Consider the following 21,828-nt stretch of genomic DNA (forward strand, 5'->3'; position numbering starts at 1 on the left):
ACAGAATTGTTGCCATGGCGCCGAGATTCAAGGGGCCGTGACGCCGCGGCGATCTGCATGAAAAACGGGCAGACGTCCACCTGTCTCAGGAACCGCTCGTAACGCGTTAGGAATGTGCGACAATCGGCTTACCTTAGGTCATTTGTCGCTCATTCGGCCACGGAAGGAACGTGTTTTTCGATTGATTAAAGGCGCAGGCGATATTTACCTTTTGAGAGCAAGCAGTGGCACAGGCCCCGTTCGGAGCGCACAACCCACCCCTCGCTCCCCCGTGTCTCTTCGATGGAGCGTGCCCTGTTTGCGCCTGCCGGCGTCCAGGCCTCGCGAAATGCCGTCAAAATCGCGCAGATCCCTTGCCCTGATGGGCCAAATCCCCGATACCGTTCCATAATGTTCAGGAGGGATTCCATGCGCGCACGGATTTACCAGCCAGCCAGGACGGCAATGTCCTCGGGCCAGGGCAAGACGAAACACTGGATTCTCGACTTTGCGCCGAGCGAACCGCGCGAAGTGGATCCGCTGATGGGCTGGACCTCCTCCTCCGATACCCAGTCGCAGGTGCGCCTGAAATTCGACAGCAAGGAGCAGGCGCTCGACTATGCCAAGGAACATGGCATCGAGGCGATCGTGACCGAGCCGCACAAGCGCAGCCCGAACATCCGGCCGCGCGGCTATGCCGAGAATTTTGCGGTCGACCGCAAGGGCGCCTGGACCCACTGAGCGCGGTTACAAAGGCCGGCCCGGCGCCCGTTGGCGCGGGCAGGCGGATGACATGAGCGATATCACCTTTCGCGGCGGGCCGATCTTTGACGGTTCGCAACTGTTGACCGGCCATGCCCTGAGCATGGCCGGTGGCAAAGTCGTTGCGCTGGCGCCCGAGCGCGATATGGCGCCTTCGGGTCGCGTTTTGGAGCTCGACGGCGATCTGCTGGCCCCTGGCTATGTCGATCTTCAGGTGAATGGCGGCGGCGGGGTCATGGTGAATGATGGGCCCACGATTGCCGATCTCGCGCGCATCGCCGAGGCGCACCGCCGTCTCGGTAGCACGAGCATTCTGCCGACTCTGATCACCGACACATTCGAGCGCACGCGGGCGGCGGTCAAGGTGACGGTACAGGCCATTGCCGAGGGCATGCCGGGCATCGGCGGGCTGCATCTGGAAGGGCCGCATCTGGCGTTGTCGCGAAAGGGGGCGCATGACCCTGCGCTCATCCGGCCCATGCAGACGCCTGATCTGGAACTGCTCTGCGAGGCAGCAGCGCGGCTGCCGGTGCTGATGGTGACCGTCGCGCCGGAAAGCGTCAGCCGCGAGCAGGTGGCGAGACTGGCGCGTGCCGGTGCTGTCGTGTCGCTTGGCCATTCCGATACGGATTTCGAGACGGCGCTGGATTATGCGGCAGCGGGCGCGCGCTGCGTGACGCATCTCTTCAACGCCATGAGCCCGCTCGACAAGCGCGCGCCCGGGCTGGTCGGCGCGGCGCTGCACAGCGACACGCTCGCCGCCGGGCTGATCGCCGACGGCATCCATGTGCACCCGGCCGCAATGCGCATCGCGCTCGCCGCCAAGGCAGGAGAGAGCGGCGTCTTTCTGGTGACCGACGCCATGGCACCGGCGGGCACCGATGCGACAGGGTTCGAGCTCAATGGTCGCCGCATCACCCGCGAGCAGGGCAAGCTTGTGCTGAGTGACGGCACGCTGGCGGGTGCGGATCTCGATCTCACGCGCGCGATCAACCTGCTGGTCTCCGAGGTCGGGATCGGGCTGGAGCGGGCGCTTGCCATGGCCACGTCCGTGCCGGCGGGGGTGGCAGGGCTGCCGCAGGGTGCCGGGCGGCTGGTGGCGGGCGGGCGCGCGGCGGCGATCCGGCTGGCGCAGACGCCGGATGGGCTGGTGTTGCGCGGTACGGTGTGACGCGCCTCACGCTTCCGTGATACAAACATCTGAAACTTCCGATCAGAGCGCTGCGTGACTTCGGGCAGGACCGGCCAGAGCGGACCGGTCGATTGTCAATTCGGAGGACCCACAGATGACCACGTTCAAGACCACCATTATTGCCACCGCCCTGACCGCGCTTGCCGCTCCGGCCTTTGCCGCAGAGAATCCCATGGTCGGCGGCGCGCCGATGTATGCGGACAAGACCATTGTCGAGAACGCGGTGAACTCCGCCGATCACGAGACGCTGGTTGCCGCTGTGAAACAGGCCGGCCTGGTCGATACGCTGAACTCCGAAGGCCCCTTTACCGTCTTCGCCCCGACCGACGCCGCCTTCGACCGGATTTCGGACGAGAGCCTGAGCCAGCTGATGATGGACGAACACAAGGCGCAGCTCGCGGAAATCCTGACCTGCCATGTGGTTGCGACCAGTGCCATGTCCGATGCCATCGCCGGCATGATCGCCGATGACGGCGGCATGCACCCGGTGCCGACCGTGGGCGGCTGCACGCTTCAGGCGAAGCTGGAGAGCGGCACGATCACCCTCACCGATGAGCAGGGGCGGTCGGCCAATGTCACCATCGCGGACGTGCAGCAGTCGAACGGCGTGATTCATGTCATCGACCGCGTGCTGCTTCCCGCGATGTAATGCACAGACCGGGCCGCGCCGCGACGCGCGCGGCCCAAGGGATCCGTCCGGCCCACCCGGAACTGTCGGGCGGTATGACGCGCAGGAGGAGCGGCGAGCCTTAGCGATCCCCAAGATGACAGGGCTCTCGCGCAATCGTGCGCAGCCCCCGGCTGGACGTATTCCCGCCGGGGGCGCATCGTTTCAAGGGGAAATAGGAGGAGAGCCATGACCCGCCGAGGATTTCTCGCCACCACTGTCGCTGCCCTGGGGCTTGGCGTCACGCGCGGCACCGCCGCTGAGCGCTTCGAGATCACCCGGAGCGAGGCCGAATGGCGCGCCATGCTGAGCGATCTGGAATACCGCGTGATGCGCGAGGAGGGCACCGAGCGCGCCTTTACCTCACCGCTGAACGACGAAAAGCGCGCCGGGACGTTCCTGTGCAAGGGCTGCGATCTGCCGCTCTATGCGTCCGAGACGAAATTCGACAGCGGCACCGGCTGGCCGTCCTTTTATCAGGCGCTGCCGAATGCCGTCGAGACAAAGCCCGACCGCAAGCTGTTTATCACCCGGACCGAATGCCATTGCCGGCGCTGCGGCTCGCATCTCGGCCATATCTTTGACGATGGTCCGCCGCCTACCGGAAAGCGTCACTGTATCAACGGGGTATCGCTGACTTTCCGGCCGGCCTGAGATCGGAGACAGGGCGTGTTACGCAGGCCAGGACACGGTGAGGCCTGTGCGCCCAGGGGATTGGCGCACAGGCCCCGTTCGGTCCGTGAGTGCCCGGAGCAGGGAGCCCGGATACGTTCTGGCGTAAGAATACCGCCATACCTGCAAGTTAGCACAACCTTTGCGGGTGTGTCTATTATTGGAAACGCGTATAACGAAAAAATACAGTTCTTATTGTAAACAATAAGGCCGAATTGTCATCAATTAGAAAATGATTTCGCGAAATAGGCTGGTGAATTGCCATTGATTTGGGCGCGCCCCATTGAAGAGGCGCGCCCTGTGTCGAATCAAAAAGCTTTGGCGGAGACAGAGGCCGTGATGCGCCCCAAGGTGAGGCGCCTGCGCGGCAGTGCTATTTGAAGTTGCGGCTGTCCTTGATCTGATCCCAGGCCCAGACCACTTCCTGAAGCTGTTCTTCCTGGCTGCGATCGCCGCCGTTCATGTCCGGGTGAAGCACCTTGATGAGCTTTTTGTAGGCCTTGCGGACCTCGGCCTTGGTCTCGGCGCGCTCGACCTCGAGGATTTCCAGCGCGCGCTTTTCGGTGGGCGGCAGGCGCCGTCCGCTGTTCTGCGCGCCGCGCCCGGGGTTGCGGGTGGCGTTGTCGCCCAGCACCTGATGCGGATCCTCGATGCCCAGCCGCGCCCAGGCGCGGGCCTCGGGGTCGCGATAATCCTTGGTCTTGCGCTCCCACACCTTGTCGGCGCTGTTCTGCGCGTTCATCTCGGCTTCGGTCTTGCCGTCGAAGAAACTCCATTGCGCGTTGTACTCGCGCACGTGGTCCTTGCAGAACCAGTAATATTCATCCAGCACGTCCGGCGCCTTGGGCGCGCGGAACTTGCCCGGCTCTTCGCAACCTTCGTGATCGCAGATACGGGTGGAAGTCTCCTGTTCGCCGGACATGCCACGTCGTCCGCGCGGGTTCTTCTTCTTCGAAGACTTCACCGACATATCGAAACCGAAGGGGTCACTTCTGCTCATGGTCTCACCTTTTCGACTCGGACGAGGGAGTTTAGACAATCCTCAGTCAGTTTGAAGAGGGCAGGAGGCGGAAATTTGTCACGCTCGGCGGAAATCGAAACACGGCTGCGCGAGGCGTTCGCGCCGGCAGAGCTGGATGTGCGAAACGACAGCGGCCGGCATGCGGGCCATGCGGGGGACGATGGCAGTGGCGAGAGCCATTTCCACGTGCGCATGCGGGCGCCGGCACTGGCGGGCATGAGCCGCGTGGCGCGGCACCGGGCGGTACATGCGGCGCTTGGGGCGGAGCTGACGACCGCGATTCATGCGCTGTCGCTCGATCTCGACGGCTGAACGCCGCCGGTCGGGGCGCTACTCGGCGGCGGAGCCTTGCCGCAGCCGGGCGGCGCGGTCGGTCAGCACGCTGCTGGGTCCGTCCAGCGGGGCAGTGCCTTCGACGCCGTTATCGCTGTCGTAGCGCAGGCTGTCGCGCTTTGGCCTGTCCTCTTCCTCGGGCAGCTCGACGTCCGAGGGCGGCGTTTCGTTGACGGGCACGGGGTCTTCGATGGCGGGTGCAGTCGCGTCTTCCGGCTCGACCAGTTCGGGCGCCGCGGCGATGCGCCGGTCCGCAAGCTCCGGCGCCTCCTCGCTCCCGTTGGCACCCGCTGCTCGAGCGCGGCGGAACACCAGCAGATTGCGCCAGACCGTCTGGCTCGATGTGAGGCCGCTGCGCTCTTCGCTGGGCAGGGTTTCGGCGCGCTGATATTCCCAGCCTTCTGCGGCCATTTCGTTCATCAATCGCTCGATGGCAAAGGCAAAGCGCCCCTCGGCCCCCTTCACTCCCCGGGTCTTCTCGCCCCTGGCGGGAGCCGGGACGACCTTGTATTCGTAAATCGCCATAAGACAGCACTTTCGCGTTTCGTTTCCGAAGTCTAGCAGCGTGGTGCGGTGCCGTCACCCCAAAGGAATAACCGGGGAGCGGCTCACGGTTCCGCCCCCCGGCAACGGGTGAAAAAGTGGTTGTCCAGCTACGCGGTTCTATCGGTTTTGACCCGCCTCCGATCTATCCTGAAAGCGGTTCCGAGCGTCTCACGGACCCGGTGGCAAGGGGGTAGCATGGCGGTGGTCATTTCGCCGAGTCATGCATTCCTTACGTCAGGAAAAACGAATGTTAGCGCGGGTCTCTGCTCTCATCCTCTGGTGTCGAGGAAATCCTTGGCGGCGCGGGCGATGACCAGCTCTTCGTTGGTGGGCACGACCATGACCCGCGCGCGGCTCATATCGGTGGAAATCACCGTGTCATTGCGCCCGTTGCGCTCGCGGTCGAGCTCCAGCCCGATCCAGCCCATGCCTTCGCAGACCCGCTCGCGGATCAGGCGCGAATTTTCGCCGATGCCGCCGCAGAAAACCAGCGCGTCGAGCCCGCCGAGCGCGGCGGCCAGCCCGCCCAGCTCGCGGCGGATACGGAAGACGAAATAGTCGATGGCCTCATTCGCCTCGACCGTGCCGGCGGCTTCCAGCGCGCGCATGTCGTTGCTGAGCCCCGAAAGGCCCAGCAGGCCGGATTTCGAATAGAAGAGCTGGCGCACCTCGTCGATGCTCATGCCCTCCTGCTGTACCATGTAAAAGATCACGCCCGGGTCGATCTGCCCGGTGCGTGTGCCCATGGGCAGCCCGTCGAGCGCGGTGAACCCCATGGTCGAGGCAACCGAGCGCCCGCCGATCATGCCGCACATGGACGCACCATTGCCCAGATGCGCGACGATCACCCGGCCCTCGTGGATCAGTGGCGCGATGCGTTTCAGCTCGCCCGAGATGTAATCGTAGCTCAGCCCGTGAAAACCGTAGCGCCGCACGCCCTTGTCGTAATATTCGCGGGGCAGGGCGAAGACGTCGTTCACCTTTGGATGGGTGCGGTGAAAAGCGGTGTCGAAACAGGCGACCTGAAGCGCTTCGGGAAAGGCCTCCACCGCCGCGTCGATGCCGGCGAGATTGTGCGGCTGGTGGATCGGCGCAAAGGGCGAAAGCCGGCGCAGCTCTTCCATGACTTCCGGGGTGAGCACCATGGGCCGGTCGTAGCTCGGCCCGCCATGCACCACGCGGTGACCGACGGCGCTGGCCTTTGCCCTCGGGAACGCCTCGCGCAGCACAGCAAGCGCGGTGGCCAGCGCCGATTTGTGATCGGCGGCTTCGGCGGGCGTCAGGTCGCGGCTGACGGGCGAGCGGCCGGGGCCGAAGCTGGCCTTGAGACGCGGTGCCTTGCCGATGGAGTCAATCTGGCCCACCGCCATCACGGCGGGGGCGCCGGAGATATCGAACAGGCCGAATTTCAGCGAGGAACTGCCGGCATTGAGGGTGAGGGCGACGGGGGTGGTGGTCATGATCTGGCTCTGTTCGTTCCGGAAGGCAGGGGCGCAGGGCGCCGCCCGTGACGACTATTTCCCCGCGGCGGCGCGGGCACAACCGGCGTTCCGCCGCAGGGCATATCAGGGCAGGCGGCTCAGGCGGTGATCGAATAGCCGCCGTCGATCTCGTGCACGCCGCCGGTCAGGTGGCTGGCCTCGCGCGAGGCGAGAAAGGCGGCCATGGCGCCGACGTCCTCGATATCGGCCAGAAGGTGCATCGGCGCGCGCTCGGCGGCGCTCATCAGCAGCTCGTCGAAATGGCCGATGCCCGACGCGGCGCGGGTCTTGAGCGGCCCGGGCGAGAGCGCATGCACCGAGATGCCCTGTTCCCCCAGCTCGGCGGCGGCATAGCGCACGGCGCTTTCCAGCGCCGCCTTGACCGGCCCCATGATGTTGTAATTCTTCACCACACGGGTGGAGCCCGAGAACGACACCGTCAGGCAGGTGCCGCCATCGGGCATCAGCGGCTCGGCCAGCCGGATCATCCGCAAAAAGGAATGAACCGAGACATCCATCGCCAGCTTGAACCCCTCGGCAGAGCTGTCGACGACGCGCCCGTGCAGATCGTCCATCGGGGCGAAGGCGATGGAGTGCAGCAGCGTGTCGAGCGTGCCCCAGCGCGCGCCGATCTCGTCGAACACCGCTTCGAGCTGGCCGGGCTCGCTCACGTTGAGCGGCAGCACGATCTCGGCCTCCAGCTCTTCGGCGAGCGGGCGCACGAAGCGCTCGGCCTTGTCGTTGAGATAGGTGACCGCGATCTCGGCGCCCTGTGCACGCATCGCGCGGGCGCAGCCCCAGGCGATGGAATGCTCATTGGCGATGCCGACAACGAGCGCTTTCTGGCCCTTGAGTGAAAACATGGCGCGTCTCCTGCTGATTCGAGGGTCTGGTCGTCTCCTCCAGCTTCGCAACTAGGCCATGAAGATGAAATTTCTGCGTTGCGGCAAATCAAGGAGTGCCGCGAAAAGGCGGGAAACAGGCCGCGACGCCGCGCCAAAGGTCAGAGGGCAAGCAGCTTTTGACCCAAGGATCAGAAAAAGAGGAGAAAACAGGGGATGGCAGAACACCCCCAAGGTGCTCGCCGGCACGCGGCGTTGCGCTTACGGTGCCCGCCGCCTCTCCTGCATCTCGGTCATGCCGGAGGTGGCGATGACCGGATCGGAGGATTTGCGCACGATCGTGCCGTTGATGCTGAGCGCCACGACCCCGTCCATCTCTGGCAGCTGCGGACGCGTTTCGCCGAGGCCGGCCATGATCGCGGGTTCTCCCCAGCGCGCGGGCCGGGCGACCGGCTTCAGCGAGCGCGGCAGGCCGGCGCAATAGGGCTGCGCACGGGTCCAGGCGATCATGTCCTCGCGCTTGGACCGCGAATGGAACGGCCCCCAGTCGGCGGCCACGCCGCGCATGTTGCGGCTGACCACGCCGTCGCGGGCCACGGTCTTGGCCATGATGCGCAAGCCGCAGCTCAGGTTCAGATTCGGATCCTTGAGCGCCGCGCCGCTGCGCGCCTGACAACCATAAAGCCGCGCCGTCGAGGGCAGGATCTGCAACAGCCCGTACCAGAGGCCGCCGCCGCCCACGGCGGTGGGGCGGTAGGTGCTTTCATGTTTGGCGAGCGCCGAGACCAGCCCGAGCCAGAACGCCTCGCGATCCTCGCGTGTCGCGCTGGGATAGGCCGGGCACCAGGTGGTAATGTCGGCGGGCACGGTCTCGGGCAGGCGCTTGGCGGGCCCGCGCAGTGAGGACAGCACCGTCAGCGACCAGCGGTCGCGGCTGCCGGAGCTGCCCCAGCGGGCTTCGGGGATCGTCATGCGCCGCGCCTGTGGGCGCAGGGAGCTATAGATGGCGTGCACCGAGGGCGTCGGGGGGAGGGGGACCGGATCGGCCGATGCGGCGCCAGCGGATATAAGCAGGGCCAGGATGCTAAGAAATCGCTTAAACATGGGGCAGACGGATGCCACATCCGGCATTGCCGGTAAAGCGCGGCCCCCGATGGTGCAGGGCCGGCTGATCCTGCCGACTGAGGCGGCACCGTTAAACCTTTTTAAATCAATAGGGCAGGGATGAGAATGCAATGCGCGGAATGCCGCCGCTTCTTCGTCGTCGTGCCGCCCTGATCGCGCCCGAATCCCCGGCCAGTCTCGCAGCCATGATGGTTCCGAGTAAGATTCCCGATCTTCGTCCCGCGGTTCGTGCCTTGCGCGCCCGGCTGGGTGTGCAGCGTCGTGCTGACGGTGTGTCAATGAAGACGCGCGTGCGCCCCGAGGACTGCCCGGGCAGCCCGCCGCCACGGGTCGAGATCCCGGTTCGCGACACCCCGCCCGAGGCGGTGCAGTGCGGACGGCTGCGCGCGCAGGGGCGTCACCTCGCAAGGCAGGAGGCCTGGGAGGTGCTGGCGCGCGGCTTGCGCGAGGCGGATGCCGCCCGCGACGCCACCTCTGGCGGCACGTCCGTGGCGCGGCTTCTGGCCGAGGGCGCCTGTTCGGACGCGATGGAGAGCGCGCTGGCCGCTGTCGGACGCGACGATCCCACCGCCGCCCGCGCCAGCCTCTTCGCCCTGCGCGACGCCATCGACGGCGCCGAGCATGAGCCGTGGCTCGCCGCGATGCTGGCGCAGGCGCATCTCGCCGTGGCCAAAGCCTGGGCCGCCCGCGCCGGCGGCCTCCTGCATCGCGATGCCCGGGCACAGCATCTGGAGGCGGCGCAACGGCTCATCGCGCCTTTCGATCCGCTGGAACACGACTCGCCCCTGCTTGCGGCCCTGCGCTGCGGGCTGCTCGATCTCGACCCATATCCGCAGCAGCGGGTGGTCGACGATTACGAGGATCTGATCGACCTCAACCCCGCCTGTCCCGACCACCTGCGCGCGCTCGGGCGTGACCTGACCCCGCAGCGCTTCGGCGACTGGGAGCGGCTCGACCGCGAGGCGCGGCGCACCGCCGGGCACACGGCGGATATCTGGGGGCTGGGCGGCTATGCTTGGGTCTGGTTCGACGCGCTGGCGAACGATGCGCCGGGCGGGTTCGCGCAGGTGGATGCCGAGCTCTTCGCCGAGGGGCTGCACGATATCCTGCATCGCCGCCCCGACCAGCATATGGCCAACCTGCTGGCCGCCTATTGCGGGCTGACGCTCTCGGGCGCCGCCGTGCCGGGCTCGGCCCGGGCCCGCATCGCCGGCTGTTTCGGCTGGATCGCGCAGGACCATCTGCGCGAGGTGCATCCCGAGCTCTGGGCCGGTGCCCGCCCCGTCCGGGGCACCACCGATGGCGGCGAGCGGCTGCGGCTGGGCCAGGCCCGCGCGCTCTCGGCGCTGGCAGAGCATTTCGCCCATCAGCTGGCACGCGGCCGGCAGGTGCGCTTTGCCGAGACCGGCATCATGCTGAGCCCCTCGCCCTGTGCTGCCTGCACCCTTGCTCCCTGTTCCGCTCTGGCGTATCCCCGTCGCGATCAGCGAGACGAGGATGCGCCATGCTTGACCTGAGCTTCGAGACCCCCAAACCCAAGGTCATCGCCGGGGCCAAATACGATTGGGAACTGGTGATCGGCATGGAGGTGCATGCCCAGGTCGCCTCCGAGGCCAAGCTGTTCTCGGGGGCCTCGACCAAATTCGGCGCCGAGCCGAACAGCAATGTCAGCTTCGTGGACGCGGCCATGCCCGGCATGCTGCCGGTCATCAACGAATTCTGCGTCGAGCAGGCGGTGCGCACCGGGCTGGGGCTGAAGGCAGAGATCAACCTGAAATCCGCCTTCGACCGCAAGAACTATTTCTACCCCGATCTGCCGCAGGGCTATCAGATCTCGCAGCTTTATCACCCGATTGTCGGCGAGGGCGAGGTGATCGTGGATATGGAGCCGGGCATCGCCCGCCTCGTGCGCATCGAGCGGATCCATATCGAGCAGGATGCCGGCAAGTCGATCCACGACATGGATCCGAACATGTCCTTCGTCGATCTCAACCGCACCGGCGTGGCGCTGATGGAGATCGTCTCGCGCCCCGACATTCGCGGGCCCGAAGAGGCCGCCGCCTATGTGTCGAAGCTGCGCCAGATCCTGCGTTATCTCGGCACCTGCGACGGCAATATGCAGAACGGCAACCTGCGGGCCGACGTGAACGTTTCGGTCTGCCGCCCCGGCCAGTACGAGAAATATCAGGAAACGCAGGATTTCAGCCATCTCGGCACGCGCTGCGAGATCAAGAACATGAACTCCATGCGCTTTATCCAGGCCGCCATCGATTACGAGGCGCGCCGCCAGATCGCCATTCTGGAGGCCGGCGGCTCGGTCGATCAGGAAACCCGGCTCTACGATCCGGACAAGGGCGAGACGCGGTCGATGCGCTCCAAGGAAGAGGCGCATGATTACCGCTACTTCCCCGATCCCGACCTGCTGCCGCTGGAGATCGAACAGGCCTGGGTGGACGATATCGCCGCCAACCTGCCCGAGCTGCCGGATGCCAAGAAGGCGCGGTTCGTGGGCGATTTCGGCCTGTCGGAATACGATGCCGGCGTGCTGACCGCCGAGGTGGCGAATGCCGCCTATTTCGAAGAGGTCGCGGGCGAGGCGGGCGACGGCAAGCTTGCCGCCAACTGGGTGATCAACGAGCTCTTCGGTCGCCTCAAGAAGGAGGACCATGCCATCGAGGACAGCCCGGTCTCGCCGGCGCAGCTTGCGGGCATAATCCGGTTGATCAAGTCGGACGCGATTTCCGGCAAGATCGCCAAGGATCTGTTCGAGATCGTCTATACCGAGGGCGGCGACCCGGAAAAGATCGTCGAAGAGCGCGGCATGAAGCAGGTGACCGATACCGGTGCCATCGAAACCGCCGTCGACGAGATCATCGCCGCCAACCCGGCGCAGGTGGAAAAGGCCAAGCAGAACCCCAAGCTCGCGGGCTGGTTCGTCGGTCAGGTGATGAAGGCCACCGGCGGCAAGGCCAACCCGAAGGCGGTGAACGAGATCGTCTCGAAAAAGCTCGCGCAGTAACGATCCTGCCGGGCTGGGCCGGCGCCGCGTGACGGCGCTGGCGGACCCATTTACTCAGGCCGAATAAAGGAGCCGCGCCCGGACCGGGCGCGGCTCTTGGCTTTACGAGAGCAGCCGCGTCACCATCTCGGTCACGTCGCGCGACAGGCCCGGCTTGGCCGCGATACGCTCCAGTTCGGCCTGCATCAGCGCCTGACGTTGCGTGTCGTAGCGTTTCCAGGTCTGGAAGACCGAGCACATGCGCGCCGTGGTCTGCGGGTTCTTTTCGTCCAGCCTGATCAGCCAATCCGCCAGCAGCTTGTAGCCGCTGCCATCCTTGGCGTGAAAGCCCGCGTGGTTCATCGCCAGCGAGCCCATCACCGCGCGGAAACGGTTGGGGTTCTTCCAGTCGAAATCCGCCCGCTCGGTCAGTGCGCCGGCGCGGGTCGCGGCATTTTCCGGCGCCGTGGCGGCGACCTGAAGCGCGAACCATTTGTCCATCACCAGCCGGTCATCTTTCCACTGCGCCTCGAACGCGGCCAGCGCGGTCTCTTCGGCGCCGGCCGAGATCAGGCAGCTCAGCGCGCTGAGCTGCATCGTCATATTGTCGGCGGCATCGTATTGCGCCTGTGCTGCCTTGCCGCCGTCGAGCCGGGTTTGCAGTGCCAGCACCGCGTTGCCCAGAGCGCGCTTGCCGGATTGCTCGGCATCGGGGCTGTAGGCGGCGGTGACCGCGCTTTCCTCGCGCAGCGCCGGCAGCAGGGCGGACCAGCGCTCTGCCATGGCGTTTTTCAGCGCCTCGGTGGCGGCATAGATCGCGTCCGGATCGGGCGTCACGCCCCTGGCGTGCAGCATCTGCACCAGCTCGGATTGCGTCGGCAGCGACAGCATCAGCGCGCGGAAGGCCGGATCGAGATCGGCGTCGCGCACCACCTGTTCCAGCGCGTCGATCCAGGCGGTGTCCGGCCCGGCGCCCTCGGTGATCATCGCGTAGAGGCAGGCGCGGGCGAGATCGCGGCTCGCCTCCCAGCGGTTGAATGCGTCGGTGTCATGGGCCAGCAGAAAGCGCTTTTCCTCCGGCGCGGTCTCGCGCTCCAGCACCACCGGTGCGGAAAAGCCGCGCAGGATCGAGGGCACCGGCTTGCTGCTCAGCCCGTCGAAGCTGAAGCTCTGCTCGGCCTCTGTCATCTCCAGCACCGTGGTCGGCACCACCTCGTCGCCATTGGGGTTCAGCAGCCCCACCGCGATGGGCAGCACCTGCGGCGCCTTCTCGGACTGGCCGGGGGTGGGCGGCGTGTGCTGCTTGAAGGTCAGCGTATAGACCCCGTCGGCATGATCTTCCGTCACGCTCAGATGCGGGGTGCCGGATTGCGAGTACCAGCGCTTGAATTGCGCCAGATCGCGGCCTGTAGCGTCCTCGAACACCTTCAGCCAGTCCTCGATCGTCGCCGCGTCGCCATCGTGGCGCTCGAAATAGAGATCCAGCGCCTTGGCGTAATCCTCGTCTCCCACCAGCCGCTTGAGCATGCCGATCACCTCGGCGCCTTTCTCATAGACCGTGGCGGTGTAGAAATTGTTGATCTCCTGAAAGCTCTCGGGCCGTACAGGGTGCGAGAGCGGCCCCTGATCCTCGGGGAACTGGCGCGCGCGCAGGTCGATCACGTCGGAGATCCGCTTCACCTCGGCCGAGCGCATGTCGGAGGTGAACTGGCTGTCGCGGAACACCGTCAGCCCTTCTTTCAGACAAAGCTGGAACCAGTCGCGGCAGGTGATGCGGTTGCCGGTCCAGTTGTGGAAATACTCATGCGCGATAATCGCCTCGATGCGCTCGAAATTCGCATCGGTCGAGGTCTCGGGAGAGGCGAGAACGCAGGAAGAGTTGAAAATGTTCAACCCCTTGTTCTCCATCGCGCCCATATTGAAGTCGTCGACCGCAACGATGTTGAAAATGTCCAGGTCGTATTCGCGCCCATAGACCTCTTCATCCCATTTCATCGAGGCTTTCAGTGCCTCCATGCCAAAGGCGCATTTGTCCTCGTCGCCGGGGCGGACCCAGATGTTCAGCTCCACCGTCTTGCCGGATCTGGTGGTGAATTCTCCGGGATGGTTCACCAGATCGCCGGCCACCAGCGCAAAGAGATAGGCCGGTTTCGGCCAGGGATCGTGCCATTCCGCCCAGCCTTCGCCGCTGTCGGTGGGGTTGCCGTTCGACAGCTTGACCTTTTCATCGCCCTCGATGCGCACGGTGAAGGTGGCCATCACATCGGGCCGGTCGGGGTAATAGGTAATCTTGCGAAAGCCTTCCGCCTCGCATTGCGTGCAATACATGCCGTTCGACATGTAAAGCCCTTCAAGCGCGAAGTTTTCCGCCGGCGCGATCTCGACTTCCGACTCCCAGAGGAACGGGCCGGAGGGCACCTTGCAGCGCAGACCCTGCGGCGTGATCTCGGGTGCGACCTCTTCGCCGTCGATGGCGGCGCGGATCAGGTTCAGCTCCTCGCCATGCAGAAAGAATTCCTGTTCCGGCGCGTTCGGGTTCGGCACGAAATGGATGCGCGATTTGACCCTTGTGGCATTGGGCGCCAGCGCCACGGTGAGATGCACATCCGCCACCTGCCAGCCGAAGGGGGTGTAATCCTTGAGATAGATGGTCTGGGGGCTCGCGTCTTTCATGTCTCTCATCCTCGGGGCTGGGGCGGCGCCGGAACCGGGCCGGCTGCCAAAGTGTTAGGCTTATGAGAGACGGGCGGCAACCGCGCGCCCGGGAAAAATCGAAAGGAGGGGACCATGTCGGCACCCGACACCAATCTCAAGAAACAGGAACGTCAACATCGCGCGCCGCTCTGGGGCATCTGGGCCGGGCTCGGCCTTGTCGCGCTGCTCTTTCTCGGCTGGCTCGGCTGGGTCATGGCCAATGGCGACGCACCCGAAGCGCAGGGCACGGTGACGGACGATTTCACCGGCCAGTCGGAGCAGGTGAATGAGGATGCGGCGGTCGAGCGCGACGCCCAAGAGCTGAACACGGCGCCCGCTGGCGCGGATTGACGGCACGGCCCGATAGGGACCGTTCTTAATTTGTTCTTTACCTTTTGCGGCCCGTCCGGCAGGTTTCCCCTGTGGTGACGCTGGAGGGGCCGATGCGCCGTTTCGAAGAGATTGTTGATATCGCCGCCGAGCGCAAAGGCGGGCGGGACGCCGTGCTTGCGGGCATTCCCAAGCCGAAATCGCCCGACGAGATCGCCGCCGTCCCCGATGACCGCTGGCTTGCGGGCATGGCGCGGGGGATCTTTCAGGCCGGGATAAGCTGGACCGTGGTCGAGAACAAATGGCCGGAGATCGAAGAGGCGTTTCGCGGCTTCGATGTGGGCGCGCTGTCGATGATGTCGGAAGACTGGTTCGACGCGCTCGTCGCCGACAGGCGGGTGATCCGCTCGGCGCCCAAGATCGCCGCCATTCGCGACAACGCGGCGTTCCTGCGTCGCCTCGCCGAGGACGGCACGCCCTTCGGGCGCCGCGTGGCGGACTGGCCCGAGGCGGACTTCGCCGGGCTGCTCGACTGGCTCAAGCGCGACGGGTCGCGTCTTGGCGGCGGGACGGCGGCCTATCTCCTGCGCAGCATGGGCAAGGACAGCTTCATTCTCAGTCAGGACGTGGTGGCGCGGCTGGTGGCAGAGGGGGTGATCGACAAGGCACCGACATCGCGCAGGGCGATGCAGGCGGTGCAGCAGGCCTTCAACACCTGGCGCGAGGAAAGCGGCGCGACGCTCACCACGATCAGCCGCGTGCTGGCGCAGAGCATCGGATAGAGGGCGGGGCGGTTACGCCCGCGTCTACTCCGCCGCCAGCCGGGTGCCCTGCATCGCGCCCACCAGCCGTGCACCGGCCTCGCCCGAGAGATAGGCCAGCCGCCCGCCGCTCACCGTGGCCTCGATCTCGCGCGTGGCCTCGTTGACCACCACGAAATCCGCCCGCTTGCCCCAGTCCAGCGTACCCCGGTCGGCGAGCCCCATGATCTCTGCCGGCACGCGGGAGATCATGTCCCAGGCCTGCGGCAGCGTGCGCAGCCCGCGCTCCACCAGCTCCCAGGCCGCCTGCGCCAGACAGGGGTAGTGGTAGTCGGAAACCAGCGCGTCGCAGAGCCCGCGCGCCACCAGATGCGTCGCCGAGACATTTCCCGATTGTGAGCCGCCACGCACCACGTTGGGCGCGCCCATCAGCACCGGATCGTTGCAGGCGCGCGCCAGTTTCGCCGCCGCTGCCGTGGTCGGGAACTCGGCGATGCGGGCGCCGATGATGCGGTAATATTCCCGCGTCTCGCCATCGGGATCGTCATGGCTGCCATAGCGGACACCCATCGCGTCAAAGGCCTCGGCCAGCGCGCAGAGATGGCGCGGCACGTCGCGCCGCTGCTCCTGCGCCGCGCGCAGCACGGCGACGAACTCGTCGACGCTGCGCCCGCCGCGCTCGGCCCAGCCGGCGACCTTCAGCGGCGCGCTCTCCACCGCCGCCAGCGTCTCGGGCAGGTGGTTGTTGAAGATCACATAGCCGATGCCGTGCCGCCGGATCGCCGCCAGAAGACGCGCGCGGGTCTCGGGCATATGGGTCTCGCAGCGGATCTGGAGACGCAGATCGGTGAGCGCGCGGGGCCGGTAGGCATCGAGCGCCGCCATCACGGCCTCGGCGAAATCCGGGCCGCGCATGCCGCCTTCCCAGCTCCAGCATTGCGCCAGCCAGGCGGTGGTCACCCCGTGTGCCGCCGCCTCGCGGTCGGTCGAGCGCAGCCCGGCCTCGATGGGAAAGGGCGCGGAGGGGCGCGGCGCGATATGGCGCTCGAAGGCGTCGCCATGCAGGTCGATGATGCCGGGCAGGATCAGATAGCCCGACATGTCCACCTCGGGCAGGGGGCCTTTGGTGATCACGCCATCCGCAACCACCAGCGAGCGCTTTTGCAGCGCGCCGCCGCGCAGGATGGTGGCGCCGGTCAGGCGCAGGGGAGGAAGCAAGACCGTCATGCCCGTGTACCGCTCATTACTTTTCCACAGGATGTACCGGGGCTAGATGTCACCCGCATGACGATTGTTTACGAGGCGTCCTCCGGCGCGACGGTCAGTGCCACCCGGTCGCCGGCGAACCAGGTCAGCCCGTATTCCACCGGTTGTCCCTCCGGGTCGATATTGACGCTCTCGCTGCGTAGGAGCGGCGCGCCTTCGCGGGTGGCCAGATGCAGCGCCTGGGTGGGGCTCGCGGCTTCGGCGGTGAGCCGGGTGCGGGCGCGGGTGTAATCGGTCACGCCGTTGCGGCGCAGCGCCTCGGTCACCGAGGAGGTCTCGCGCAGCGTGTCGGCGAGGCCGGGCAGGCGCTCGGCGGGAAAGCAGCTGAAGAAATGCGCGATGGGGGCGCCTTCGGCGAGCGACAGCCCCTCGTAGACGATGACCGGCGCGCCCGGGGGCAGGGCGAGCGCCTCGGCCTCGGCTGTGTCGGCGGGCCGGGTCTCGACCCGCAGCACGCGCTTTTCCGGCAGCCGGCCGGTGGCGCGGATGTTGCGGTGAAAGCGCACGCGCGCGCCGATGGCGTAATCGAGCGGCGTTGCCGTCACGAACACGCCGGCGCCGCGACGGCTGTGCACCAGCCCGCGTTCGGCGAGATCCGCCAGCGCCCGGCGGGCGGTGTGGCGGTTGACGCCGAAGCGCGCGGAAAGCTCCGCCTCGGTCGGCAGCTTGTCGCCGGCGCGGTAGAGGTGGCGGGCGATCTCGCCCTCCAGCTCGGCGGCGATGGATTTCCAGATCGGGGTGCGGGGCATCTTTGCTCTGTCTGTGTTGCTCTGTCTCTGCGGGGCGCCTCTGTCGGCGCTGTCATCGAAATTTCATGCGCGCCCGCTTGCGCTTTGATGCGAGTCGGGCCTATGATTTGTCTAGTTGTATATAACCTTAGACAAATCGGCAAGGTTGTCCAGATGAGCATGACGGATGTCGGAAACGAAGCCCGCAGGGGCTGGATGGGGCTGCTGGCCCGGGTGCCGGCGCCACGGCTTGCGGCGCAGCTTGAGGGACTTGGCGAGCTGCCGGGCTTTGACTGGCTGCGCGTGCCGGAAGTGGGCGGTGTGATGGTGCGGGGCCGCATGGGCGGCACCGGCGCGCCGTTCAATCTCGGCGAGATGACGGTGACGCGCTGTGCGCTGCGGCTGGAGAGCGGCGAGGTTGGGCACGCCTATGTGCAGGGCCGCGACAAGGCCCATGCGGAGCGCGCCGCGCTGGTCGATGCGCTGATGCAGGGCGACCGGGCTGAAGAGCTGCGCGCGGCGGTGCTGGCGCCGCTGGAGGCGGCGGAGGCCGAGACGCGCCGGGCCCGGGCGGCCCGGGCGGCGGCGACGAAGGTGGATTTCTTCACCATGGTGCGGGGGGAGGCGTGATGCGGGACGATGTGCTTTCCGGCGGGTTCGCCGAGGCGCCGGTCGAGGCGGCGCGCGCCTTTCGCGCGGCACTGGAGGCCATGGCACGGCCGGGAACCATTCATACGGTGAGCGGCGCGGCGGCGCCCGCACCGGTCTCGGTGGCGGCCTCGGTGCTGCTGCTGACGCTCTGCGACCGCGAGACGCCGCTTTATCTGGCGCCGGGGCACGATGGCGATGCGGTGCGCGACTGGGTCGCCTTCCACATCGGCGCGCCGCTGGTGGGGCCGGGCGAGGCGATGTTCGCCCTGGGGGGCTGGGAGGCGCTGAAGCCGCTCGACGCCTACCGGATCGGCACGCCGGACTATCCCGACCGCTCGGTGACGCTGATCGCCGAGCTGCCCGGGCTGGCGGCAGAGGGGGCGCGGCTGACCGGGCCGGGGATCCGCGAGGCGGCGTTTCTGTCGCTGCCGGAGACCCGTGCCTTCCGTGCCAACCGGGCGCTCTTCCCGCTGGGCTGGGACTGTTTCCTTTCGGCGGGCGACCGGATCGCGGCGCTGCCGCGCACAACCATTGTGGAGGCGCTCTAATGTATGTGGCGGTAAAGGGCGGCGAGCAGGCCATCGACGCGGCGCATGACTGGCTGGCCGAGGAGCGGCGCGGCGACCTGGCGGTGGCGGAGCTGACGCTGGCGCAGATCCGAGAGCAGATGAGCCTCGCGGTGAACCGGGTGATGGCCGAGGGCTCGCTTTACGATCCGGATCTCGCGGCGCTGGCGATCAAGCAGGCGCGGGGCGATCTGATCGAGGCGATCTTTCTGATCCGCGCCTATCGCACGACGCTGCCACGTATCGGGCATTCGCGTGCCGTCGACACCGGCGCCATGCGTTGCGACCGCCGCATCAGCGCGACCTTCAAGGACGCGCCGGGCGGGCAGGTGCTGGGGCCGACCTTCGATTACACCCACCGGTTGCTGGATTTCAAACTTGCGGCGGATGGAGAGTTGCCGGAGGCGACAGAGAGCGCGCCGTCGGAGGCGCCGATGCCGCGGATCACCGAATTTCTGAACAAGGACGGGCTGATCCAGGACGAGGCGGCGAGCGACGAGCTGCCGCCCGATATGACGCGGCAGCCGATGGACTACCCGGCCAACCGGGCGCTGCGCTTGCAGGCGTTGACGCGGGGCGACGAGGGGTTCGTACTGGGCATGGCCTATTCCACCCAGCGCGGCTACGGGCGCAACCACCCGTTTGTGGGCGAGCTGCGCATCGGCGCGGTGGAGGTGGAGATGGAGGTGCCCGAGCTGGGCTTCGAGATCTGCATCGGCGAGGTGGTGCTGACCGAATGCGAGACGGTGAACCAGTTCGCCGGTTCCAAGACCGAGCCGCCGCAATTCACCCGTGGCTACGGGCTGGTCTTTGGTCAGACCGAGCGCAAGGCGATCTCCATGGCGCTGGTCGACCGGGCGCTGCGCTGGCAGGAGCTGGGCGAGGACAATCTCGGCGCGCCGGCGCAGGACGAGGAATTCGTGCTGGCGCATGCGGACAACATCCAGGCGAGCGGCTTTCTCGAACATATCAAGCTGCCGCATTACGTGGATTTCCAATCCGAGCTGGAGCTGGTGCGCCGGATGCGGGCCGGCGCGACAGGCGCGATGCGGGAGGCGGCGGAATGACGTGCATGTCGCTGTCCCCCTCCCCAGCCCTCCCCCTTGCCGGTGGAGGGAGCTTTGGCAACCCGGCGTTAACCATGGTGCCGTCAGCCTGCTGTCGGGCCCTCCCCCGGATCGGGGGAGGGTTTGGGAGGGGGATGGAGAGCGGCAGCGGAGGCCGGGCCATGCGGCAGAGCTTTTTCCAGACCTATGACGCGCGGATCCTGCGGCAGGTGCCGACGCCGGCGGAGGCACAGCTTTGGCAGGCGCTGCGCCGGCGGCAACTGGGCGGTGCGAAGTTTCGCCGTCAGGCACCGGTGGGGCCGTGGCTGCTGCCGTTTGTCTGCGCCAGGGCACGGCTGGCGGTGGTGCTTTACGACGACGCGACTGTGCGTGCCGAGGCGCAGGAGATGCATTCCGGGCTGCGGGCGCGCGGCTGGCGTGTGCTGTGGCTGGCCGAAGACGCGGTCTGCGCCGATCCCGCGGGCGCGCTGACAACCATCGAAGAGGCGCTGAACAATGACTGAGCAAGCTTACAACTTCGCCTATCTCGACGAGCAGACCAAGCGGATGATCCGCCGCGCGATCCTCAAGGGCGTCGCGATCCCCGGCTATCAGGTGCCCTTTGCCAGCCGCGAGATGCCCATGCCCTATGGCTGGGGCACCGGCGGCGTGCAGGTCACCGCCGCCTGCCTGACCCCTTCGGACACGCTCAAGGTCATCGACCAGGGCGCCGACGACACCACAAATGCCGTCTCGATCCGCAAGTTCTTTCAGCGCACCGCGCAGGTGGCGGTGACCGAACATACTGAGGAGGCGAGCCTCATCCAGACCCGCCACCGCATCCCCGAGACACCGCTCACCGAAGGGCAGATCCTCGTCTATCAGGTGCCGATCCCGGAGCCGCTGCGCTTTCTGGAACCACGCGAGACCGAGACCCGCAAGATGCACGCGCTCGAGGAATACGGGCTCATGCATGTAAAGCTCTACGAGGACATCGCCCATAACGGCGAGATCTCCACCGCCTATGCCTATCCGGTGAAGGTCGAGGGCCGCTATGTGATGGACCCGTCGCCGATCCCGAAATTCGACAACCCGCGACTGGAAAGCGCCGCGATCCAGCTCTTCGGCGCCGGGCGCGAACAGCGGATCTATGCGATCCCGCCCTATACGCAGGTGGTGAGCCTCGATTTCGAGGATTATCCGTTCGAGGCCAGCAAGGCCGATCACCCCTGCGATCTTTGCGGCTGCGGGACGAGCTATCTCGACGAGGTGATCGTCGACGATGCGGGCGGGCGGATGTTCGTCTGCTCGGATACGGATTTCTGTGCCACGCGGCGCGCTGACGGGCATCGCGGGCGGCTTTCGGGCGAGGATTTGGCGGAGGAGCTGGCATGACACCGCTGTTGCAGGTGAAGGGCGTTACCAAACGCTATGGCGCGCGGCTGGGCTGCGGCGATGTGAGTTTCGATCTCTGGCCCGGCGAGGTGATGGGGATCGTGGGCGAGAGCGGCTCGGGCAAATCGACCCTGCTGAGCTGCCTTGCCGGACATCTGAGCCCCGATGCGGGCGAGGTGATCTTCGACACCCGCGCTGAGGGGCCGCGCGATGTGCTGGGCATGTCGGAACCGGCGCGGCGCATGCTCGGGCGCACCGACTGGGCCTTCGTGCATCAGAACCCGCGCGACGGGCTGCGCATGGGGGTGAGCGCCGGGGCCAATGTGGGCGAGCGGCTGATGGCGGTGGGCGCCCGGCATTACGGGCAGATCCGCGAGCAGGCGGTCGACTGGCTGGGCCGGGTGGAGATCGCCGCCGACCGGGTGGACGACCGCCCACGAGCCTTTTCCGGTGGCATGCAACAGCGCTTGCAGATCGCGCGCAATCTGGTGACCGGCCCGAGGCTTGTCTTCATGGACGAGCCCACCGGCGGGCTCGATGTCTCGGTGCAGGCGCGGCTGCTGGATCTGTTGCGCGGGCTGGTGCGCGAGATGGGGTTGAGCGCCATCATCGTGACTCATGATCTGGCGGTGGTGCGGCTGCTTGCCGACCGGCTGATGGTGATGAAAGGCGGCCATGTGGTCGAGACCGGGCTCACCGATCAGGTGCTGGACGATCCGCAGCACGGCTATACCCAGCTTCTGGTGTCGAGCGTGTTGCAGGTCTGAATGGGG

At 66.6% G+C, this 21,828-nt stretch carries 23 protein-coding genes; 15 read left to right on the plus strand and 8 right to left on the minus strand.

All coding sequences use genetic code 11. The annotated features are described in order from the left end of the window. Positions 1-408: 408 nt before the first annotated feature. The 4 genes from Ga0080574_RS17860 to msrB all read left to right on the plus strand — a co-directional run bounded on the left by Ga0080574_RS17860 (position 409) and on the right by msrB (position 3,254). On the plus strand, positions 409-720 hold the full coding sequence (locus tag Ga0080574_RS17860) for an ETC complex I subunit (protein ID WP_076702845.1): 312 nt from the start codon (positions 409-411) through the stop codon (positions 718-720). Positions 721-772: 52 nt separating this feature from the next. Continuing rightward, positions 773-1,912, plus strand: a complete 1,140-nt coding sequence (gene nagA / locus Ga0080574_RS17865) for an N-acetylglucosamine-6-phosphate deacetylase (RefSeq protein ID WP_076702847.1) — start codon at positions 773-775, stop codon at positions 1,910-1,912. A 115-nt stretch (positions 1,913-2,027) separates the two neighbouring features. Next, on the plus strand, positions 2,028-2,582 hold the full coding sequence (locus tag Ga0080574_RS17870) for a fasciclin domain-containing protein (RefSeq protein ID WP_076702849.1): 555 nt from the start codon (positions 2,028-2,030) through the stop codon (positions 2,580-2,582). 207 nt (positions 2,583-2,789) lie between these two features. After that, on the plus strand, positions 2,790-3,254 hold the full coding sequence (gene msrB, locus Ga0080574_RS17875) for a peptide-methionine (R)-S-oxide reductase MsrB (RefSeq protein WP_076702851.1): 465 nt from the start codon (positions 2,790-2,792) through the stop codon (positions 3,252-3,254). Positions 3,255-3,645: 391 nt separating this feature from the next. Here msrB and Ga0080574_RS17880 read toward each other — a convergent pair whose 3' ends face one another. Next, entirely contained in the window at positions 3,646-4,272 is a 627-nt protein-coding gene (locus tag Ga0080574_RS17880) for a DnaJ domain-containing protein (RefSeq protein WP_076702853.1), read from the minus strand. A gap of 75 nt (positions 4,273-4,347) precedes the next feature. Here Ga0080574_RS17880 and Ga0080574_RS17885 point away from each other — a divergent pair, with 75 nt between their 5' ends. Then, entirely contained in the window at positions 4,348-4,605 is a 258-nt protein-coding gene (locus Ga0080574_RS17885; protein ID WP_076702856.1) for a BolA family protein, read from the plus strand. Positions 4,606-4,623: 18 nt separating this feature from the next. Here Ga0080574_RS17885 and Ga0080574_RS17890 read toward each other — a convergent pair whose 3' ends face one another. From Ga0080574_RS17890 to Ga0080574_RS17905, 4 genes are all read right to left on the minus strand, one after another. Then, a complete protein-coding gene (locus tag Ga0080574_RS17890; RefSeq protein ID WP_076702858.1) occupies positions 4,624-5,151 on the minus strand; it encodes a DUF4177 domain-containing protein in 528 nt (175 codons plus the stop codon). A 290-nt stretch (positions 5,152-5,441) separates the two neighbouring features. Further along, positions 5,442-6,632 (minus strand): acetate/propionate family kinase, encoded by a 1,191-nt coding sequence (locus Ga0080574_RS17895; RefSeq protein ID WP_076702860.1) that lies wholly within the window; start codon positions 6,630-6,632, stop codon positions 5,442-5,444. Positions 6,633-6,751: 119 nt separating this feature from the next. Beyond that, positions 6,752-7,516: an enoyl-ACP reductase FabI gene (gene fabI, locus Ga0080574_RS17900; protein WP_076702862.1), complete on the minus strand. Its 765-nt coding sequence runs from the start codon at positions 7,514-7,516 to the stop codon at positions 6,752-6,754. A 240-nt stretch (positions 7,517-7,756) separates the two neighbouring features. Continuing rightward, positions 7,757-8,467, minus strand: a complete 711-nt coding sequence (locus Ga0080574_RS17905) for a transglycosylase SLT domain-containing protein (protein WP_237219277.1) — start codon at positions 8,465-8,467, stop codon at positions 7,757-7,759. Between the two features lie 431 nt (positions 8,468-8,898). Here Ga0080574_RS17905 and Ga0080574_RS17910 point away from each other — a divergent pair, with 431 nt between their 5' ends. Together Ga0080574_RS17910 and gatB are read left to right on the plus strand one after the other, a co-directional pair. Next, the gene (locus Ga0080574_RS17910) at positions 8,899-10,137 is read left to right on the plus strand and encodes a hypothetical protein (RefSeq protein WP_237219278.1); all 1,239 of its coding nucleotides are present in this window, start codon (positions 8,899-8,901) and stop codon (positions 10,135-10,137) included. After that, positions 10,125-11,639, plus strand: a complete 1,515-nt coding sequence (gene gatB, locus Ga0080574_RS17915) for an Asp-tRNA(Asn)/Glu-tRNA(Gln) amidotransferase subunit GatB (protein WP_076702867.1) — start codon at positions 10,125-10,127, stop codon at positions 11,637-11,639. Before Ga0080574_RS17910 ends, gatB begins: the two co-directional genes overlap by 13 nt. Positions 11,640-11,741: 102 nt before the next feature. On the opposite strand, the gene pepN is transcribed toward gatB, so the two are convergent. Further along, positions 11,742-14,291 (minus strand): aminopeptidase N, encoded by a 2,550-nt coding sequence (gene pepN / locus Ga0080574_RS17920; protein ID WP_076702869.1) that lies wholly within the window; start codon positions 14,289-14,291, stop codon positions 11,742-11,744. A gap of 114 nt (positions 14,292-14,405) precedes the next feature. Between pepN and Ga0080574_RS17925 the strand changes: the two genes are divergently transcribed. Continuing rightward, positions 14,406-14,663 (plus strand): hypothetical protein, encoded by a 258-nt coding sequence (locus Ga0080574_RS17925; RefSeq protein ID WP_076702871.1) that lies wholly within the window; start codon positions 14,406-14,408, stop codon positions 14,661-14,663. 92 nt (positions 14,664-14,755) lie between these two features. Next, positions 14,756-15,424, plus strand: coding sequence for a DNA-3-methyladenine glycosylase I (locus Ga0080574_RS17930; RefSeq protein WP_076702873.1), 669 nt, complete (start codon positions 14,756-14,758; stop codon positions 15,422-15,424). Positions 15,425-15,448: 24 nt separating this feature from the next. Here the strand turns inward: Ga0080574_RS17930 and Ga0080574_RS17935 are convergent, their stop codons facing one another. Together Ga0080574_RS17935 and phnF are read right to left on the minus strand one after the other, a co-directional pair. After that, positions 15,449-16,630, minus strand: coding sequence for an alpha-D-ribose 1-methylphosphonate 5-triphosphate diphosphatase (locus Ga0080574_RS17935; protein ID WP_076702875.1), 1,182 nt, complete (start codon positions 16,628-16,630; stop codon positions 15,449-15,451). A 68-nt stretch (positions 16,631-16,698) separates the two neighbouring features. After that, complete coding sequence (phnF, locus tag Ga0080574_RS17940; protein ID WP_076702877.1) at positions 16,699-17,418, minus strand: phosphonate metabolism transcriptional regulator PhnF; 720 nt, start codon at positions 17,416-17,418, stop codon at positions 16,699-16,701. A gap of 153 nt (positions 17,419-17,571) precedes the next feature. On the opposite strand from phnF, the gene phnG reads away from it, so the two are divergent. The 6 genes from phnG (at position 17,572) to phnK (ending at position 21,822) form a co-directional block, all read left to right on the plus strand. Continuing rightward, the gene (gene phnG / locus Ga0080574_RS17945; RefSeq protein WP_076702879.1) at positions 17,572-18,027 is read left to right on the plus strand and encodes a phosphonate C-P lyase system protein PhnG; all 456 of its coding nucleotides are present in this window, start codon (positions 17,572-17,574) and stop codon (positions 18,025-18,027) included. Next, positions 18,027-18,596 carry a phosphonate C-P lyase system protein PhnH gene (gene phnH, locus Ga0080574_RS17950; RefSeq protein WP_076702881.1) on the plus strand — a complete coding sequence of 190 codons (570 nt, stop codon included), beginning with the start codon at positions 18,027-18,029 and terminating at the stop codon, positions 18,594-18,596. Before phnG ends, phnH begins: the two co-directional genes overlap by 1 nt. Further along, positions 18,596-19,681 (plus strand): carbon-phosphorus lyase complex subunit, encoded by a 1,086-nt coding sequence (locus Ga0080574_RS17955; protein ID WP_076702883.1) that lies wholly within the window; start codon positions 18,596-18,598, stop codon positions 19,679-19,681. Before phnH ends, Ga0080574_RS17955 begins: the two co-directional genes overlap by 1 nt. A 161-nt stretch (positions 19,682-19,842) precedes the next feature. After that, complete coding sequence (locus tag Ga0080574_RS17960) at positions 19,843-20,184, plus strand: endonuclease domain-containing protein (RefSeq protein ID WP_076702886.1); 342 nt, start codon at positions 19,843-19,845, stop codon at positions 20,182-20,184. Next, complete coding sequence (locus Ga0080574_RS17965) at positions 20,177-21,055, plus strand: alpha-D-ribose 1-methylphosphonate 5-phosphate C-P-lyase PhnJ (protein WP_076702888.1); 879 nt, start codon at positions 20,177-20,179, stop codon at positions 21,053-21,055. Before Ga0080574_RS17960 ends, Ga0080574_RS17965 begins: the two co-directional genes overlap by 8 nt. Next, positions 21,052-21,822, plus strand: a complete 771-nt coding sequence (phnK, locus tag Ga0080574_RS17970; protein WP_076702890.1) for a phosphonate C-P lyase system protein PhnK — start codon at positions 21,052-21,054, stop codon at positions 21,820-21,822. The genes Ga0080574_RS17965 and phnK overlap by 4 nt, the downstream gene beginning before the upstream one ends. Positions 21,823-21,828: the final 6 nt, after the last annotated feature.

Source organism: Salipiger abyssi (assembly GCF_001975705.1).
GTDB lineage: Bacteria > Pseudomonadota > Alphaproteobacteria > Rhodobacterales > Rhodobacteraceae > Salipiger > Salipiger abyssi.